We start from the raw sequence: 16,814 nt of genomic DNA on the forward strand, positions 1-16,814 counted from the left end.
TCACGAGCCTCGCCCACCCATGTATAACCTGGCCCGCCAGTTACTGTTCAAACTCTCCCCCGAAACCTCCCACGACCTGTCCCTGGACCTGATCGGTGCCGGTGGCCGTCTGGGCCTCAATGGCCTGCTGAGCAAGGCACCTGCGCAATTGCCGGTGACGGTGATGGGCATTCGCTTTGCCAACCCGGTCGGGCTGGCGGCGGGCCTGGACAAGAATGGCACGGCCATCGACGGGTTTGCCCAGCTGGGTTTCGGCTTTGTTGAAATCGGCACCGTGACCCCGCGTGCGCAGCCAGGCAACCCCAAGCCGCGTCTGTTCCGCCTGCCAGAGGCCCAGGGCATCATCAACCGCATGGGTTTCAATAACCTGGGCGTCGATCACCTGGTGTCCCGCGTCAAGGCGGCGAAATACCGTGGCGTGCTGGGGATCAATATCGGCAAGAATTTCGACACCCCGGTCGAGCGCGCGGTCGATGATTACCTGATCTGCCTCGACAAGGTCTACGACCACGCCAGCTATGTGACGGTCAACGTCAGCTCGCCCAATACCCCGGGCCTGCGCAGCCTGCAGTTCGGCGATTCGCTCAAGCAACTGCTCGATGCCCTGCGCGTGCGTCAGGAAGCCTTGACCCAGCAATACGGCAAGCGCGTGCCGCTGGCGATCAAGATTGCCCCGGACATGACCGATGAAGAAACCGTGCTGGTGGCCAGTGCGTTGCTCGATTCAGGCATGGATGCGGTGATCGCCACCAACACCACCCTGAGCCGCGAAGGCGTCGAAGGGCTGCTGCACGCCAACGAGGCGGGCGGCTTGTCTGGCGCGCCGGTGCGTGAAAAGAGCACCCACACCGTCAAGGTGCTGGCCGGTGAGCTGGCCGGGCGTTTGCCGATCATCGCCGCCGGTGGCATTACCGAAGGCCGGCATGCCGCCGAGAAAATCGAGGCGGGCGCCAGCCTGGTGCAAATCTATTCGGGCTTTATCTACAAGGGCCCGGACCTGATCCGCCAGTCGGTCGATGCCATCGCTGCACTGCCTCGGCGTTGAGTGCGCGGGCATGAAAAAGGGGCTCCTTGAAAAAGGAGCCCCTGGGCCTGTGGCCCGCCGCCCGGTCAGGGCGGTGATCACATGAATGCAATGTACAAAGGTCAGACAAAAATTTTGATGGACTGCTCGGAAGTTACCTCATCCGACTGCGTGAAGTTCGTTGAGCCTGTGGATTCCCGCAGTGCCGGTCATACCGTCCCATTGGTCGCCGCGTCCTTCGCGCCAACCATTGATCCACGCCTGACGCACCGACGGCAGAGTAAACGGGCAAAGCTCACGGGATTTACCACTAACGCCGTACTGATATCCGCGCAAAAATGCTCTTTCCAACGGATCACGCTTAAGTCTTCTCATAGGGTGTTGCCCTCGTCTGTTGACTGTAATGTCCATGGACCTCATGTCGAGGTCTGGCAGAAATCTTCTGCCATGTCTGCCCGCTGCCGGCGTCGCGGGCGAGGTGCCATCACCGTTGCAGTGCTGGCCTGAGACGATTTCTAACCAATGCTCGACACGCTGTGAATGATCGATTTGTCATAAGGACGTCACATTTAGGTCTGATGAGTACTAAGGGCAAATGTGTTTCAAGGATGATTCAGTTAATTACTCAAGTGCCGCAAGGAGTTGCGGCACGACAGAAGGATTTTTCTGTTCATCGATAATGGCTGAATGCTTTTAGTTATTATGCGACGAAGGGTCGAGATGTGACTTCATATGTCTTGAAACTTCGGGCTCACTAGGCGGCCGGAAAACCGCTTTTTGCAAAATCAATACACTGCCGCGGCGATGTACCTGTTACCGCGGTGGACCGGCACACATTACGTGCCACGCAGGCGCTGTCAGAAAGCGCCTGTCTTGAATCTGGTCGGGCAATGCGTTGCTCGCCGCTGACGGCTCAGGCCCTGGAATACACATGTCGGATCGCTACGAACTTTACCTCACCTGCCCCAAGGGCCTCGAAGGCCTGCTGATCGAGGAAGCCACCGGGCTGGGCCTTGAAGAAGCGCGCGAGCACACCTCCGCCATTCGTGGCCTGGCCGACATGGAAACGGCCTATCGCCTGTGCCTGTGGTCGCGCCTGGCCAACCGCGTGCTGCTGGTGCTCAAGCGTTTCCCGATGAGCAATGCCGAGGACCTGTACCACGGCGTGCTGGATGTCGAGTGGCACGATCACCTTGAGCCGGACGGCAGCATCGCCGTTGAATTCAGCGGCCATGGCTCGGGCATCGACAACACCCACTTTGGTGCGCTGAAGGTCAAGGACGCGATCGTCGACAAACTGCGCACCAACGATGGCCTGCGCCCTTCGGTCGACAAGATCAACCCGGACCTGCGCGTGCACCTGCGTCTGGACCGTGGCCAGGCGATTCTGTCCCTGGACCTTTCCGGGCACAGCCTGCACCAGCGTGGCTACCGTTTGCAGCAAGGCGCGGCGCCGCTCAAGGAAAACCTCGCGGCGGCGATCCTGATCCGTGCGGGCTGGCCGCGCATTGCCGCCGAGGGCGGCGCACTCGCCGACCCGATGTGTGGCGTGGGCACTTTTCTGGTCGAGGCCGGCATGATTGCCGCCGACATCGCGCCCAACCTCAAGCGTGAGCGCTGGGGCTTCAGTGCCTGGCTGGGGCATGTGCCGGCGCTGTGGCGCAAGTTGCATGACGAAGCGCTGGCGCGCGCCGAAGCCGGTCTGGCGAAGCCGCCATCGTGGATTCGCGGTTATGAGGCCGACCCGCGGCTGATCCAGCCGGGGCGCAACAACATCGAGCGCGCAGGCTTGAGCGAGTGGATCAAGGTCTATCAGGGCGAAGTCGGTACTTTCGAGCCACGCACCGACCAGAACCAGAAAGGCCTGGTGATCTGCAACCCTCCGTACGGCGAGCGCCTGGGCGATGAGGCCAGCCTGTTGTACCTCTATCAGAACCTCGGCGAGCGTTTGCGCCAGGCCTGTCTGGGCTGGGAGGCGGCGGTGTTTACCGGCGCGCCGGACCTGGGCAAGCGCATGGGCATTCGCAGCCACAAGCAATATGCGTTCTGGAACGGCGCCTTGCCGTGCAAGCTGCTGTTGCTCAAGGTTCAGCCCGATCAGTTCGTCACCGGCGAGCGGCGCACGCCCGAGCAGCGCCAGGCCGCGCTTGAAGAACCGGCACCTGCGCGCGACGAGAGCAAGCCGGCCCCGGTCGAGCAGGCGCGCCTCAGCGAAGGCGGGCAGATGTTCGCCAACCGCCTGCAGAAAAACCTCAAGCAACTGGGCAAATGGGTGCGTCGCGAAGGGGTCGAGTGCTACCGCGTCTACGACGCCGACATGCCGGAATATTCGGTAGCGGTCGACCTGTACGGCGACTGGGTCCACGTTCAGGAATACGCGGCGCCCAAATCGATCGACCCGGCCAAGGCCTCGGCGCGCCTGTTCGATGCGCTGGCGGCCATTCCACAGGCCTTGGGCATCGACAAGAGCCATGTGGTGGTCAAGCGCCGCGAGCGCCAGAGCGGCACCCGCCAGTACGAGCGTCAGGCCGCCCAGGGTCAGTTCATGGAAGTCAACGAGGGCGGCGTACGCCTGCTGGTCAACCTCACCGATTACCTGGACACCGGTCTGTTCCTCGACCACCGCCCGATGCGCATGCGCATCCAGAAAGAGGCGGCCGGCAAGCGTTTCCTCAACCTGTTCTGCTACACCGCAACAGCCACCGTGCACGCGGCCAAGGGCGGCGCGCTGCGCACCACCAGTGTCGATTTGTCGCGTACTTATCTGGACTGGGCGCGGCGTAACCTGTCGCTCAATGGTTTTTCCGAGAAAAACCGTCTGGAGCAGAGCGATGTCATGACCTGGCTGCGCGAGTGCCGTGAAGAATACGAGCTGATCTTCATCGACCCGCCGACCTTCTCCAACTCCAAGCGCATGGAAGGGGTGTTCGATGTGCAGCGCGATCAGGTCGAGCTGATCGACCTGGCCATGGCGCGACTGGCGCCGGGCGGCGTGCTGTATTTCTCCAACAACTTCCGCAAGTTCGTGCTCGACGAGCATGTGGCCCAGCGCTACAACGTCGAGGAAATCAGTGCCCAGACCCTGGACCCTGACTTCTCGCGCAACGACCGGATCCACCGCGCCTGGAAAATCACCGTGCGCAACGCCTGAGACCTGACAGGCACCGCGCTCAGGGTCGGCTGACGGTGGGCGCGGTGGCCTGAATATGAATTCGTCACATTGCTGCAATAAAGAGCAGGATGCTCTGGCAATCTCTTTGAAATCGTTAGAGATTGCTCGATTTGTCCAAGTTATGGCTTGTATGGGCTAGGCAAATTAATGGCAAATAGCTATAAGAGATGCACGGCCAGCATGACGCTCAATCCTTGTTGGCGTCATGAGTTTTGAGTATGGCTGCGAAACAATCCCGACCCCGGATCCTCGGTTTTATCAACGAGCAAGCATCTGCGTGGCTGGTTGCCCTGCTCGCACTGATGGCGGGGCTGGCGTTGACAGCCATGCTGGCACTGAACAATTACGAGCTCTACCAGCGTCAGTTGCGCCAGCGTTTCGACCTGCTGGCCAGCGAGCGCTTCATCCGTATCCAGGAGCGCCTGGACAGTCAACTTGGCAGGCTGGACAGCCTGCGTCGCTACTTTGTCTATTCCAATGAAGTCACCCGCACCGACTACAACGGCTTTGCTGCGCCCTTGCTGGAGGGTACCCGTGCCTATTCCTGGAGTCCGCGGGTCACCGATGCCCAGCGCCCGGCGTTCGAGGCAGCGGCACGCGCCGATGGCCTGACCGGTTTCGCTATTCGCGAAAAAGACCCCGGCGGCCAGTTGGTGGTGGCCGCCACGCGAGACGAGTATTACCCGGTGCTGTTTACCCAGTCGTTGAGCACGCTGCCGTTGCCGCTGGGGTTTGATATCAATTCCGAAAGCCTGCGCCACCAGACGCTGGAGCGCGCGCGGATGCTCGGCTCGATTGCCGCCACGCCGCGTATTGAACTGGTCGGTCTGGAACAGGAGTACGCGCATGGCGTGCTGCTGGTGGCCCCGGTGTTCAGCACTCCGACGGGCGAAGCCGACTGGACCTCAGAGCTGCGCGGCTATGTCATGGCGGTGATCAGCCTGGGCGAACTGATGAGCGAAGGCCTGCCAACCCAGGACAACCTGGCGGTGACCATGCTCGATCTCGGCTCGCCTGCCGAGCCGCAGTTGCTTTACCAGTCGACCGTGCAGGCGGCCGCCGGTGATTTGCGGGTCAGCACCTTGTTGAACCTGGCCGATCGCGATTATTTGCTTGAGGTGCGTCCCACCGAGTCTTTCCTGCAAAGCAACCAGTCGATGGCCGGCAGCGTGGTGGTGTTGGGCGGCCTGTTGAGCCTGATGCTCAGCGCCTTGCTTTACAGCCTGATCGGTCAGCGTCAGCGTGCCTTGTTGCTGGTCGACCAGCGCACCGGCCAGTTGCGCCTGCGCGAGCAGCAACTGCGCATCACCCATGGGCAATTGCGTAATGTGCTGGATGCCGCCACTGAAGTGGCAATCATTGCCACTGACCTCAACGGGGTGATCAGCACGTTCAACGTGGGGGCGTGCAAGATGCTTGAGTACAGCGAGGCGGAAGTGCTGGGCAAGTTTGTGCTCAAGGATCTGCACGATCCTGTCGAGCTTGAGGCGCATGCCAGGCAACTGAGCGAGCACTACCAGCGACCGGTTCCACTGGAGCAGGCGATGCTGATCGAGGCCACCGAACTGGGCAGCCACCCGGCCCGGGAATGGCTGTTCCGGCGCCGTGACGGCACTACGTTGGTGGTCAACATGCTGGTGACCGCCGTGCGCGACGATCAGGATCAATGGATCGGCTATCTGGCGGTGTGCATCGATGTCACCGAACGCAAGCGGGTTCATGAAGCATTGGCGGCGCGCGACCGGCTGCTGGAGCGGCTCGGCTCCCAGGTGCCGGGTGGTATCTATCAGTTCCAGCGCCTTGCCGATGGCCAGGCGCGGTTCAATTACATCAGTGTCGGGATGTGCGAGCTGTATGACCTGACCGAAGAGCAAATCGTCACCAACGCCGACACAGTGTTCGACCGCACTTACTCGGAGGACCGGATGCGGGTGATGCGGGTCATGCGCGACAGCAGTGAACACTGCAAGCCGTGGCGTGAGGAATACCGGATCGAGCTGCCCGAGCGTGGCATTCGCTGGGTGCGTGGCGAAGCGACACCGGAGCGTTTGCCCGATGGCGGCATTCTGTGGCATGGCTTTTTAAGCGATGTGACCGACATGAAGCGCGTCGAGGATGAGTTGCGCGCGTTGTCGGTCACCGATGTGCTGACCGGCGCCTACAACCGCCGCTATTTCCAGGAGCGCTTGCAGGCCGAACTGCGGCGTATCGAGCGCTACGGTGGCGATCTGTCGGTGATCATGCTCGACATCGACAACTTCAAGCGCATCAACGATCAGCACGGCCACGCGGTCGGCGATGCGGTGCTGCAGGCGGTGTCACACAATATCGCCCAGCGTTTGCGCGCTGAAGATGTGTTCTGCCGGCTGGGCGGTGAGGAGTTCATCATTCTTTGCCCCGGCATTCGTGGCGAGCAGGCCTGGCAACTGGCGGTCAACCTGTGGCAGATCATGCGCAGCCAGTCGATCGAGGCAGTAGGGCGTGTCACTGCCAGCTTCGGCATCGCCAGCTGGCGCCCCGAAGAGGGCGCCGATGCCTTGCTGTTACGTGCCGACTCCGGCGTTTATGCGGCCAAGCAGGCCGGGCGCGACAGGGTCGAGCCGGAGCAGGCCTGACCCTTGAGGGGGGTCAAAGCGCTGGCTGTGCAATCGACAGGGTGTCGTTGTTCAGCTTGGGCTGGCGGTACAACTCGACCAGCACTTCGTCCAGTACCGATGAGGCGCCGAACGGACGCGGGTCGTTGAGGATCGCCACCACCGCCCAGGTATTGCCGTTGCTGTCGCGGCTATAGCCGGCAATCGCGCGCACGGTGTTCAACGTACCGGTCTTGATATGCGCCTCACCCAGCAACGGCGTGCGTTTCAGGCGCTTGCGCATGGTGCCGTCCATGCCGGCCAGCGGCATGGAGCTGGTGAACTCGGCGGCATACGGGCTGCGCCAGGCGGCTTGCAGCAGGATGGCCATTTCCCGGGCGCTGACCCGCTCGGCGCGTGACAGGCCTGAGCCGTTTTCCATGACCAGATGCGGTGCGGTGATGCCCTTTTTCGCCAGCCACTGGCGGATCACCCGTTGCGCGGCCTTGGCATCGTCGCCGTCGGCACTGGTGCGAAACTCCTGGCCCAGGCTCAGGAACAGTTGCTGGGCCATGGTGTTGTTGCTGTATTTATTGATGTCGCGGATGACTTCGACCAGGTCCGGGGAAAACGTGCGGGCCAGCAGTTTGGCGCCGGCCGGGACGTTGGCGACTTTGTCGCCGCCCTGAATGCTGCCACCGAGCTCCTGCCAGATAGCGCGCACGGCACCGGCTGCATAGGCCGGATGATCGAGCAGCGACAGGTACGTCTGCGAGTTACAGCCTTTGGCCAACTGGCCGCTGACCACCACGGTCATGCTGCCGTCGGTTTGCGGCACCGGGTTGTAGCGCACATCGTCGCCGCACTGCTTGGCCGCGCTGGCCTTGACCTGATTGTCGATACGAATGGTGGCAATCGGCGGTTCGACCGACACCACGATGCGACCCTCGTCATTGCGGGTCACAAAGCGCAAGGCCTTGAGGTTGACCAGCAGCGAGTCCGGGCGCACCAGAAACGGCTTGTTTTCGTCATTGCCATCGTCGTTGAAGGCCGGCAGCACCGGTTGCACGAAGTGGCTGCGGTCCAGAATCAGATCGCCGGTCACCTGTTGCACGCCATTGGCACGCAGGTCGCGCATCAACAGCCAGAGCTTTTCCATGTTGAGCTTGGGATCGCCGCCGCCCTTGAGGTACAGGTTGCCGCGCAGTACGCCGTTGCTCAGGGTGCCATCGGTGAAGAATTCGGTTTTCCACTGGTGCGTCGGGCCGAGGATTTCCAGCGCCGCGTAGGTGGTGACCAGTTTCATGGTCGAGGCCGGGTTGACCGACACATCGGCGTTGAACACGGTGGGTAAGCCCTGGCCATTGAGCGGCAGCATGACCAGCGACAAGGCGTCATCGTTCAGCTTGCTGGCCTTGAGCGCCTGTTGAACCTTTGGGGGAAGCGTGGTGTTGATCGTGGCGGCCTGGGTCTGGAGCGTGACAGAGGCGAGCAGAGTGGCCAGTAGCAGAGGACGTAAGAGTCTGATCATCAATTAAAAACCTTACAACAAAGATGAAAAACCAGAGGAGGGTAATACCCTCGGCGACGATGGAGGGCGCAAAAAAAGATAATGAACTGAACGCGCCGTAACAGAGCGGCATTATGCCCCAAGCCGACGGGCAGTGCGGTATCGCAAGTGAGTTGTAGCTGGATTTTTCATACTTTGCGGGTTTGATCCCGGATACAAAAAAGCCACCCTCAAGGGATGGCTTCTTTGCGGGATGTCAAAAACCGGCGGCAATTACCGCCCTGTTCTCAGACGGCCGAATTGATCGGCTTTTCCGGGTACCAGGCATCGATCAGCGGGCTGACTTCAACTTTGGTCACTTCGCTGCGAGCCTTGAGCCACGCTTCGACAATGGCGCGCTGCTCTTCGGTTGCCGAACCGCGCTCGGCCAGGCAGACCAGACCGTAGTCATCGCCGCCGACGTAGTCGAGGCCGTTGGCATCCATGGCTTCATCGAGGAACGCATCGAGGAAGGCATCGATGTCTTCATCGCTCAGGTCTTCCTTGAATTCCAGGTTGAGCTCGAAACCCAACTCCTGGAACTCATCCACACACAGCTTCTTGCGCAGACGACGGGAACGGTTAGTAGCCATGAAAAAATCCTCTTGGGTAAATACGGCGCGCAGTCTATCAGTTAAGTGATGCGCGCGCTTCAAAGGTTGAGCAAGTGTGTCGCCAGAGCCTTGTCCAGGGTTTGCAGCGCGCTGTCCAGGGTTTGCCGGCACGTCATGACCAGAGCGCTTTGCGCCGGTGTACGACAGGCCTGTTCAAGCGCTTCGCAGGCATCGACTACCCCGGTTGCGCTGATGATTCGCGCAGCGCCCTTGATGCGGTGGGCCATTTCGACAATGGCCGGATCATCGTGACCCGGCACCAATTGGGCCAGGGCCTCACGGTCCTGGCGGTTGCTGGACAGTAGCTGGGTCAGCAATCGATGGGCCAGGTCGGCGCGGTCACCGGTCAGTTGGCGGATGCTGTCGGGGCTGAATGGCAAGGCTATGCTGGCGCTGGACAACACCGGCTTCAAGGACGCCAGTTGCTTGCCCAGCGCTGTCAGGCCGATGGGCTTGAACAGGCAGTCGTCCATGCCGGCGTCGCGACAGCGCTGCACTTCTTCAGGCTGGGCATTGGCGGTGAAGCCCCAGATGACACAGGGCGTTCGTTGCTCAAGGGTTTCGTGCTCGCGGATGGCGCGGGTCAACTCGTAGCCGTTCATGACGGGCATGTTGCAGTCGACCATGACCAGATCGAAGGTGTGTGCCAGCCAGGCCTGCAGACCCTGCTCGCCGTGTTCGGCAACTTCGCTTCGATGGCCGAGAAAGCCCAGTTGCTGACTGAGCAGCAGGCGATTGGCCGGATGGTCGTCGACCACCAGAATGTGCAGGGCGTTGCTGGCCGGCACCAGCACCTCGGGTTTTTGTACCGGTCGGTCTGTCACATCGAGCAGCGTCAGGTCCATGCGCAGCGTGACGCTGGTGCCTTGGCCCGCTTCGCTTTGCAGGTCCAGGCTGCCGCCCATCATCTGGCACAGGTGACGGCAGATCACCAGGCCCAGACCCGCGCCGCTGCGTGCCATTTGTCCGGTGTTGTCGGCCTGCGCGAAGGGTTCGAACAGGCGCTGCAGGTCGGCAGCACCGATGCCGATGCCGCTGTCGCGTACGCTCAACAGCAGATGCAATTGCCGGTCGTGCAGGCCCGGGCTTGCCTGCAGGGTGACGCGGACCTCGCCTTGCGGGGTGAACTTGATGGCATTGCTGATCAGGTTGGAGAGCACCTGCTTGAAGCGCAGCGGGTCGATGAGTACATCGGTGTCGAGCCGCTCATCGAGCTCCAAGTGCAGGCTCAGGCTTTTCTGCCTCGCCAGCCCGTCGAAGACCCGCACCACCGACTCGGTCAGTTGCCGCAGATTGGCGCGTTCCGGGCTGAGGGCCAGGTGCCCGGACTCGATGCGGGCAATGTCGAGAATATCGCCGATCAGCTCCAGCAGATCACTGGCCGAACTGTACGCCACCTCGATTGCCGTACGGTCCAGATGGCCCTGGTCGGCCCGTTTCAGAGCGAGCTCCAGCATGCCGATCACCGCATTCATGGGCGTGCGTATCTCGTGGCTCATGGTTGCCAGAAAGGTGCTCTTGGCGCGGCTGGCATTGTCGGCCTGTTCCTTGGCGGCCTGCAGTTCGTCGATCAGTTGCCGGCGCTCGCTGATGTCGATCCAGCCGCCGATGATGCCTTGCACATCGCCCAGTGAGTCACGAAACGGCAGGATCCAGTGGTAGATGGTCAGCCGTCGATCGCCAAGGTGCAGCGTGCGGTCAAGGACCAGGGCGGTGTCGGTGGCCATGACCCGTTGATAGTCGCTGGCATAATCGGCCGCTTCGGCCGCGTTGCTGAGGACGCCGCTGGTGACGCACTGGCCAATGACCTGGTCACGGCTGGCCGAGAAGGTCTGCAGGTAGCTGTCGTTGCACATGCGCAGCAAGCCCTGGCGGTCGCGGACATAAATCGGGTGCGGGGTGCCGTCGAGCAGGGTGTTCATGAACTGCAACTGATCGCTCAGCGCGCGCTCGGCAATTTTGCGCTGGCGGATCTGCCGGCGCATCCAGGCATTCCAGGCCAGCAGGCTGAACAGCAGCAGGCCTGCGCCGATCAGCACCCGATAGATCAGGCGCTGGTATTGGTGCCAGTTGACCCCGCTGGCGTTGTAAGTGCGCCAGCGCTCGTTGATGGCGGTCATGTCCTGCGGGGCGATGCTGATCAGCGCCTTGTCGAGGATCGAACGCAGCTCGACAGCCGGCATCGCGGTGGCCATGGCGATCAATGCCGGTTGTTCGCCCAGCGTGGCGGTGATGCGCAGGTGCTGGGCAAAGCGCCCGGATGCGAGAAAATAATTGGCACTGAGCAGCGAGACGGCGGCACCGTCGACCCGTTCATCATTGAGCAGGTCCAGGGCTTGCAGCGGGTTGTCGATCGGCACCGTGATGATTTCCGGGTGCTGGCTGCGCAGCCAGGGCAGCAGCGGGCTGTTCTCGGCAACGGCCAGGCGCTTGCCGTTCATTTGCAGGGGCCAGGCCGCCAGTTTGCTATCGCGCCGGGTCACCAGGACGAAGGTCGTGTCGAGCCAGGGCCGCACCAGGCCCAGGCGCGCACTGTGCTCGTCGCTGACCGTCAGGGCTGCGATCATGTCCGCCTCACCCTGGTTGAGCTGATCGAGCATGTCGCGGGTACTCGAGGCGCGCTGCACCTCAAAGCGCAGCCCGGTGCGCAGGCGTATCAGTTCCAGCAAGTCGGCGGTGATGCCCCGCAATTGGCCATCGGCATCGAAAAAGGTCAGGGGCGCATGGTTTTCATTGACCACCACCCGGACCTGGGGATGCGCCGCCATCCAGCGTTGTTCGCTCGCACTGAGCTGCAACGGCTGGCCGTCGGGCATCCCGGCGCTGTCAGTGCCCCAGCGCCTGGAAATTTCCAGACGCTCGCCTGGCGTAATGGCTTGCAGCGTCAGGTTGATGACTTCCAGCAGCCGGGTGTTATCGCTGCGCACGGCAAAACCGAAGCCGTTGGCCTCGTGTTTACCGAAGCTTGCGACCTGCACATTGCTCAGATAGCCCTTGTTGATGATGTAGCGGGTGGAAATCGCATCGCCGATAAACACATCGGCCTGATCGAAGGCCACAGCGTTGATAGCGCTCTGGAATGAGGGGTACGTCTGCAGGATTGCTCCTGGGTACAAGGCCCGGATCTCGGGCGGAGGCAGGTAGTGGTAGACCATGCTCAAGCGCATGCCCTTGAGGCCATTGGTCAGCGGCCGGGTTTCTCCGGTACGGGTCATCAACACCGATTGGTCCGTGGCGTAAGGCAGGGACACGCTGACATTGCGCTCCATGGCCTCAAAGCCGTTGGCGCTGCCCAGCAGGTCGATCTGACCCTGCCTGAGCGCCTCGATGGCCGCATCGCGGCTTTCAAAGCGCATGACCTTGACGGGCAGCTTGAGTGCCTGGGAAATGATGCCGGCATAATCGGCGGTCACCCCTTCATAGTCCTGCCCCGACAGCGTCATGTCGAAGGGCGGGTAGTCAGGGACCGAGGTGCCCAGCACCAGCCCGCGCTGGCTGCGCACCCACTGCCACTGTGCGCGGTCGAGCTTCACCTCGATAGACGTGGCGGTGGTGCGGCCCAGCAGGTTGTAAGCGTCGGCGGCCATGGCACTGGCCTGCAACCCCAAGGCCAGCAACAGGCAGGCGGCCAGTTTGCAACTGTGTTCAAGGCACCTGGACATCCACTTTACTCACACCAATGCATTGCGTTTAGCCATCTCGATAAGTTCCACCAGCGTTTTGGTTCTAAGCTTTTGCATGAGCCGGGTTTTATAAGTGCTGACGGTCTTGTTGCTGAGAAACATGCCCTTGGCAATTTCCTTGTTGGAACGACCCTGCGCGAATAATTGCAGTACCATCAATTCGCGATCATTGACTAATTTGAATAGTTCAATTTCGCTGGGTTTACCGTCTGCGCCGGGTGGCGTATTGAGTGCCTGGCTGGGGAAGTAATTGTAGCCGGATAATACCGCCTTCACCGAACTGAGCAATTCACTGAGGTCTTCCTGCTTGCACACGTAACCTGCCGCGCCAGACTGCATGCAGCGGATGGCGAACAGGCTGGGCGTCTGCGAGGTCAGGACCAGGATTTTCGAAGGCAGGCCCATGGAGTTGAAGCGGGCCAATACTTCCAGGCCATCAAGCTTGGGAATACTGATGTCGAGGATGATCAGGTCGGGCATGCATTCGCGCACCATTTGCATGGCGTCCACACCGTTGTCGGTTTCACCGACCACCTCGTAGTTTTCATTTTCAAGCAGCATGCGCACGGCCAGGCGAATAACAGGATGGTCGTCGATGATAAAGACTGAGTTCATAGTTCATTCCAGACAGACAGCGAAGAAAGCGCGCACATTAGCTCAGAAGCTCGGCAAGTCACATGAATGAACAGGGTCGGTTGCTGTATATAGGAAAGTTCCTACAATAATTAACGTATTGGCGTACGTTAGTGCCCAGTTCAGCAGCCGATGTTTAATTAAGTGTGCGATTGGCCAGTATGCATTGGAAGTGTCTGGATAGGATCCGTTTATTTATTTAGAGAAATACCCTACAAAATAATGCTCTGAATCTTACGGCTTTGTCGTGATGACAAGCGGCTCAGTTTTCAGGCTCCAGAGCGTTCAGCAAACGCGACAGGTCGGGGCCATGCAGTGGCTTGTTCAGGCAACCCAGCAGCGGCAGGCCGCGTTGCCGTGCGGACTGTTCCAGGTTGTGCAATTGCTCGGGTTCAAGGCCGCTGAGCAGGATGGCCTTATGCGCCAGCCCTTTGCGCCAGGCATGATCGATGACTTCCAGACCGGCAATGTCCGGCAGGCACTGGTCACAGAGCAGCAGGTCGTAGGGCTGGGGGCTGCGCTCCAGGGCTGCGAAGGCCTCGGCGGCGGTGAGTGCCGGGGTCAGCAGAAAGTAGCCTTGGTTGTTGAGCAGAATCTGGGTGGCGATCAGTTGGAAAGGGTGGTCTTCCACCAGCAGAATCCGCAGGTTGTGTTTGAACATGGGTCTTCCGGCAGGTTCGGGAGGCGCGCCCGGCAGGTGCTGGCGCAATGGCCTGCGCAGCGCCGCAGTCATGGCGTGGAGGCCCTGATCTGGCAAGGCGTTGCGGGGGCGTCGAGTGGGGGGATTATTCAGGAGCGCTTGTCCAGCGGGCGATAGGAGGTTTCTGACAAGCGTGTAGGGCGTTTCCGAAGTTTGCGTGCGCGCCACTGCGCCACAGACCGGGAAAAGTGCCGATCCGTGGCGCCAGCCGCGCTCTGTATCCTTTAGCGGTGGCCCGAGCCTCCCGTCATTTCCTGGGCCATTTCGCTGGCGTAGCTGTCAGTCATGCCGGCGATGAAGTCGATCATGCGCAAAAACGCACTGTGCAAAGGTGCCTCGGGTGCCGGGGCGCTGCTGCCAAGCAGATCAAGAATGCGCCGATGCTTGAACGACGGCGTACGGCCACCGAATTGCTCTACGGCAGCACCGCAGAAAGCGTTGAGCAGCACTTCAAGCGTGGTGTAGGCACCAATCTCGTGCAGGGTCTTGCGCTTGTCCTGGAAAATCTTCTTGCGGGCCATGTCCTTGGCGCTGAGCACACAGCGCTTGGCCGGGCCATGCATGTGCTCGACCAGATCGCCTTCCAGGCTGCCGTCGAGCAAGGCCTGCTGCTGGTCGACAAAAGCGCGTGCGGCGGCGTTGGTCAGGTGTTCGATGGCTTTGCCGCGCAGAATCGCCAGCTTGCGCCGCCGCGAATCATCGGGGCCCAGCTGGCGGTAGGTGTCGGGCAGATCGTCGCCCACCAGGTCCAGCAGCAGGGCTTCGACTTCAGCGTACTGCAGCAGGTCCATTTCCAGACCGTCTTCCAGGTCGATCAGCGCATAGCAGATGTCGTCGGCCGCCTCCATCAGGTACACCAGCGGGTGCCGCGCCCAGCGCTGGTCTTCGACTTGCGGAATGCCCAGTTTGTGGGCGATCTGTTCCAGGATCGGCAGTTCGCTCTGGTAACAGCCGAACTTGTGTTTCTTGTAGCCCAGCGAATCGGCATGCCGCGCCGTCCAGGGGTATTTCAGGTAGGTGCCGAGGGTCGCGTAGGTCAGGCGCATGCCGCCGTCGAACTGGTGGTACTCCAGTTGCGTGAGCACCCGCAGGCCCTGGGCATTGCCTTCGAAGTTGAGAAAGTCATTGCGCTCGACCTCGCTCATGCCGTCCAGCCAGCCACGGCCTGCCGCCTGCTTGAACCAGTTGCGGATCGCGTCTTCGCCGGAGTGGCCGAATGGCGGGTTGCCGATGTCATGGGCAAGACAGGCCGATTGCACGATCATTCCCAGATCGCTCGGGTCGCACCAGTCGGGCAACTGCGAGCGCAGGGTCTGGCCCACCTGCATGCCCAGTGAGCGGCCCACGCAACTGACCTCCAGCGAATGGGTCAGCCGGGTATGGATATGGTCGTTGCTCGACATCGGATGCACTTGGGTCTTGCGTCCCAGGCGGCGGAAGGCGCCGGAAAAGATGACCCGGTCGTGGTCCTTGTGAAACGGGCTGCGCCCCAGTTCTTCGGGGCTTTGCAGGGTTTTGCCGAGTCGTTCGCGGTTAAGCAGGGTTTGCCAATCCAAGGCGTGCGCTCCGTAGGCTCATTAGACGCCTAGCTTCAGGGTTCGTGACCGTTGCCGCAAGGGTCACAAGCCTGCGGCATCAATGTCGATCAATAACAACCGGGTGCCGCCCGCGTAGAACTGCCCGGCGGTGAGGCAGTACTGGTTACTGGTGGCATCGCGATAGGTATTGGACAGGATCAGGCGCCGCTCTTCCCAGCCTTCGGCCAGCAGGTGATAGAAATACGGTCGCCACGACCAGTTATGCCCCAGGTAACGTGCATCGGCCTGCCACACGCCGTTGCGCCATTCCAGGTTGGGAGTCAGTTGGGTGCCGTGACGATCACATTGATAAAAGCGCAGCAACCACGGGTAATCCTGCGGATGGGGCAGTTCGCTGACCGGCAACTCGTCCAGGGCCCAGCGCTGCAACAGGCCCATCAGGCGCGCCAGCTTCTTGCGCCGGGTCATCAACCGGGCGCGTTCGGCGACCTTGTGCAGCACATAGCGGTCGCGCAGGGCGGCAAACGTTTCGACGAAGGTGTCGGCGGCAAAAAAGTGTTCTTCGGCGCGGGCGAACAGATAGCCCTGCACATAGCGCGCGCCGCATTCCAGGGCAAAGTGCAGCTCGGCTTCGGTTTCGACGCCTTCGGCAATGATCCAGCAACCGGTTTTTTCGGCCATCAGCGCCAGGGCGCGTACCACCTCACTGCTGGGGCCGCCGCGCGCTGCGGCCTGGAACAGGCGCATGTCGAGCTTGAGAATGTCCGGCTGCAAGGCCAGCACGCGGTCCAGTTGCGAGTAACCGGCGCCGAAGTCGTCGATGGCGATGCGCGCACCGGCCTGGCGGTAACGGTTGACCACCTCGTTCAGGCGCTGGCTGTCGCCACCCAGTTCGGTGATTTCGAACACCACCCGCTGCGGGGGCACGTCATGCCGCTCAAGCTGTTGCAGGCTGGGCAGCGGCTCGCCCGGAGCCACGCCGCTGATCCAGCGTGGCGACATGTTAAGGCTCAAAAACCAGTCTTGCGGTGCCTCGTGCAGGCGGCTCAAGGCATTGTCGCGGATGACTCGGTCCAGTTGGCGCAAGGTGTCGCCCGACAGGGCCGGATCGTTGAACAGCGGGCCGACCGAGCGCAGGTTACCCTGTTCGTCGCGCAGTCTGCCCAGAGCTTCGACACCCGCGATCCGCCCCGTGGCGGTATCGATAAACGGCTGGAAGCAGGCAATGGGTTGCCCCTCGATCACATGGTGCTCCTTGAACAATAAACCGTGCACACAAAACCGCGCCCGGGCAGTGGCCCGGGCGCTGGGATAAAGTCTGTTGCAAG

At 61.4% G+C, this 16,814-nt stretch carries 11 protein-coding genes; 3 read left to right on the forward strand and 8 right to left on the reverse strand.

Annotated elements, in window-relative coordinates; translation table 11 throughout:
* Window positions 1-19 precede the first annotated feature (19 nt).
* Entirely contained in the window at window positions 20-1,045 is a 1,026-nt protein-coding gene (locus tag ACYAS9_RS16880; protein ID WP_463569411.1) for a quinone-dependent dihydroorotate dehydrogenase, read from the forward strand.
* A 138-nt stretch (window positions 1,046-1,183) separates the two neighbouring features.
* Here the strand turns inward: ACYAS9_RS16880 and rmf are convergent, their stop codons facing one another.
* Window positions 1,184-1,399 carry a ribosome modulation factor gene (rmf, locus tag ACYAS9_RS16885; RefSeq protein ID WP_082481508.1) on the reverse strand — a complete coding sequence of 72 codons (216 nt, stop codon included), beginning with the start codon at window positions 1,397-1,399 and terminating at the stop codon, window positions 1,184-1,186.
* Window positions 1,400-1,955: 556 nt separating this feature from the next.
* On the opposite strand from rmf, the gene rlmKL reads away from it, so the two are divergent.
* Together rlmKL and ACYAS9_RS16895 are read left to right on the forward strand one after the other, a co-directional pair.
* A complete protein-coding gene (gene rlmKL, locus ACYAS9_RS16890; RefSeq protein ID WP_463569412.1) occupies window positions 1,956-4,175 on the forward strand; it encodes a bifunctional 23S rRNA (guanine(2069)-N(7))-methyltransferase RlmK/23S rRNA (guanine(2445)-N(2))-methyltransferase RlmL in 2,220 nt (739 codons plus the stop codon).
* 239 nt (window positions 4,176-4,414) lie between these two features.
* Window positions 4,415-6,811, forward strand: coding sequence for a sensor domain-containing diguanylate cyclase (locus ACYAS9_RS16895; protein ID WP_463569413.1), 2,397 nt, complete (start codon window positions 4,415-4,417; stop codon window positions 6,809-6,811).
* A 13-nt stretch (window positions 6,812-6,824) separates the two neighbouring features.
* Here ACYAS9_RS16895 and dacB read toward each other — a convergent pair whose 3' ends face one another.
* The 7 genes from dacB to ACYAS9_RS16930 form a co-directional block, all read right to left on the reverse strand.
* On the reverse strand, window positions 6,825-8,300 hold the full coding sequence (gene dacB, locus ACYAS9_RS16900; RefSeq protein ID WP_463569414.1) for a D-alanyl-D-alanine carboxypeptidase/D-alanyl-D-alanine endopeptidase: 1,476 nt from the start codon (window positions 8,298-8,300) through the stop codon (window positions 6,825-6,827).
* 266 nt (window positions 8,301-8,566) lie between these two features.
* Window positions 8,567-8,911 carry a YggL 50S ribosome-binding family protein gene (locus tag ACYAS9_RS16905; protein WP_463569415.1) on the reverse strand — a complete coding sequence of 115 codons (345 nt, stop codon included), beginning with the start codon at window positions 8,909-8,911 and terminating at the stop codon, window positions 8,567-8,569.
* A gap of 59 nt (window positions 8,912-8,970) precedes the next feature.
* A complete protein-coding gene (locus ACYAS9_RS16910) occupies window positions 8,971-12,594 on the reverse strand; it encodes a transporter substrate-binding domain-containing protein (protein ID WP_463569416.1) in 3,624 nt (1,207 codons plus the stop codon).
* Window positions 12,595-12,603: 9 nt separating this feature from the next.
* A complete protein-coding gene (locus ACYAS9_RS16915) occupies window positions 12,604-13,230 on the reverse strand; it encodes a response regulator (protein ID WP_463569417.1) in 627 nt (208 codons plus the stop codon).
* A gap of 280 nt (window positions 13,231-13,510) precedes the next feature.
* Window positions 13,511-13,909: a response regulator gene (locus tag ACYAS9_RS16920; RefSeq protein WP_463569418.1), complete on the reverse strand. Its 399-nt coding sequence runs from the start codon at window positions 13,907-13,909 to the stop codon at window positions 13,511-13,513.
* Window positions 13,910-14,172: 263 nt separating this feature from the next.
* Window positions 14,173-15,504, reverse strand: coding sequence for a deoxyguanosinetriphosphate triphosphohydrolase (locus tag ACYAS9_RS16925; protein WP_463569419.1), 1,332 nt, complete (start codon window positions 15,502-15,504; stop codon window positions 14,173-14,175).
* Window positions 15,505-15,567: 63 nt separating this feature from the next.
* Window positions 15,568-16,731 (reverse strand): EAL domain-containing protein, encoded by a 1,164-nt coding sequence (locus ACYAS9_RS16930; RefSeq protein WP_463569420.1) that lies wholly within the window; start codon window positions 16,729-16,731, stop codon window positions 15,568-15,570.
* Window positions 16,732-16,814 lie beyond the last annotated feature (83 nt).

It is taken from the genome of Pseudomonas sp. HP_08 (assembly GCF_055284095.1).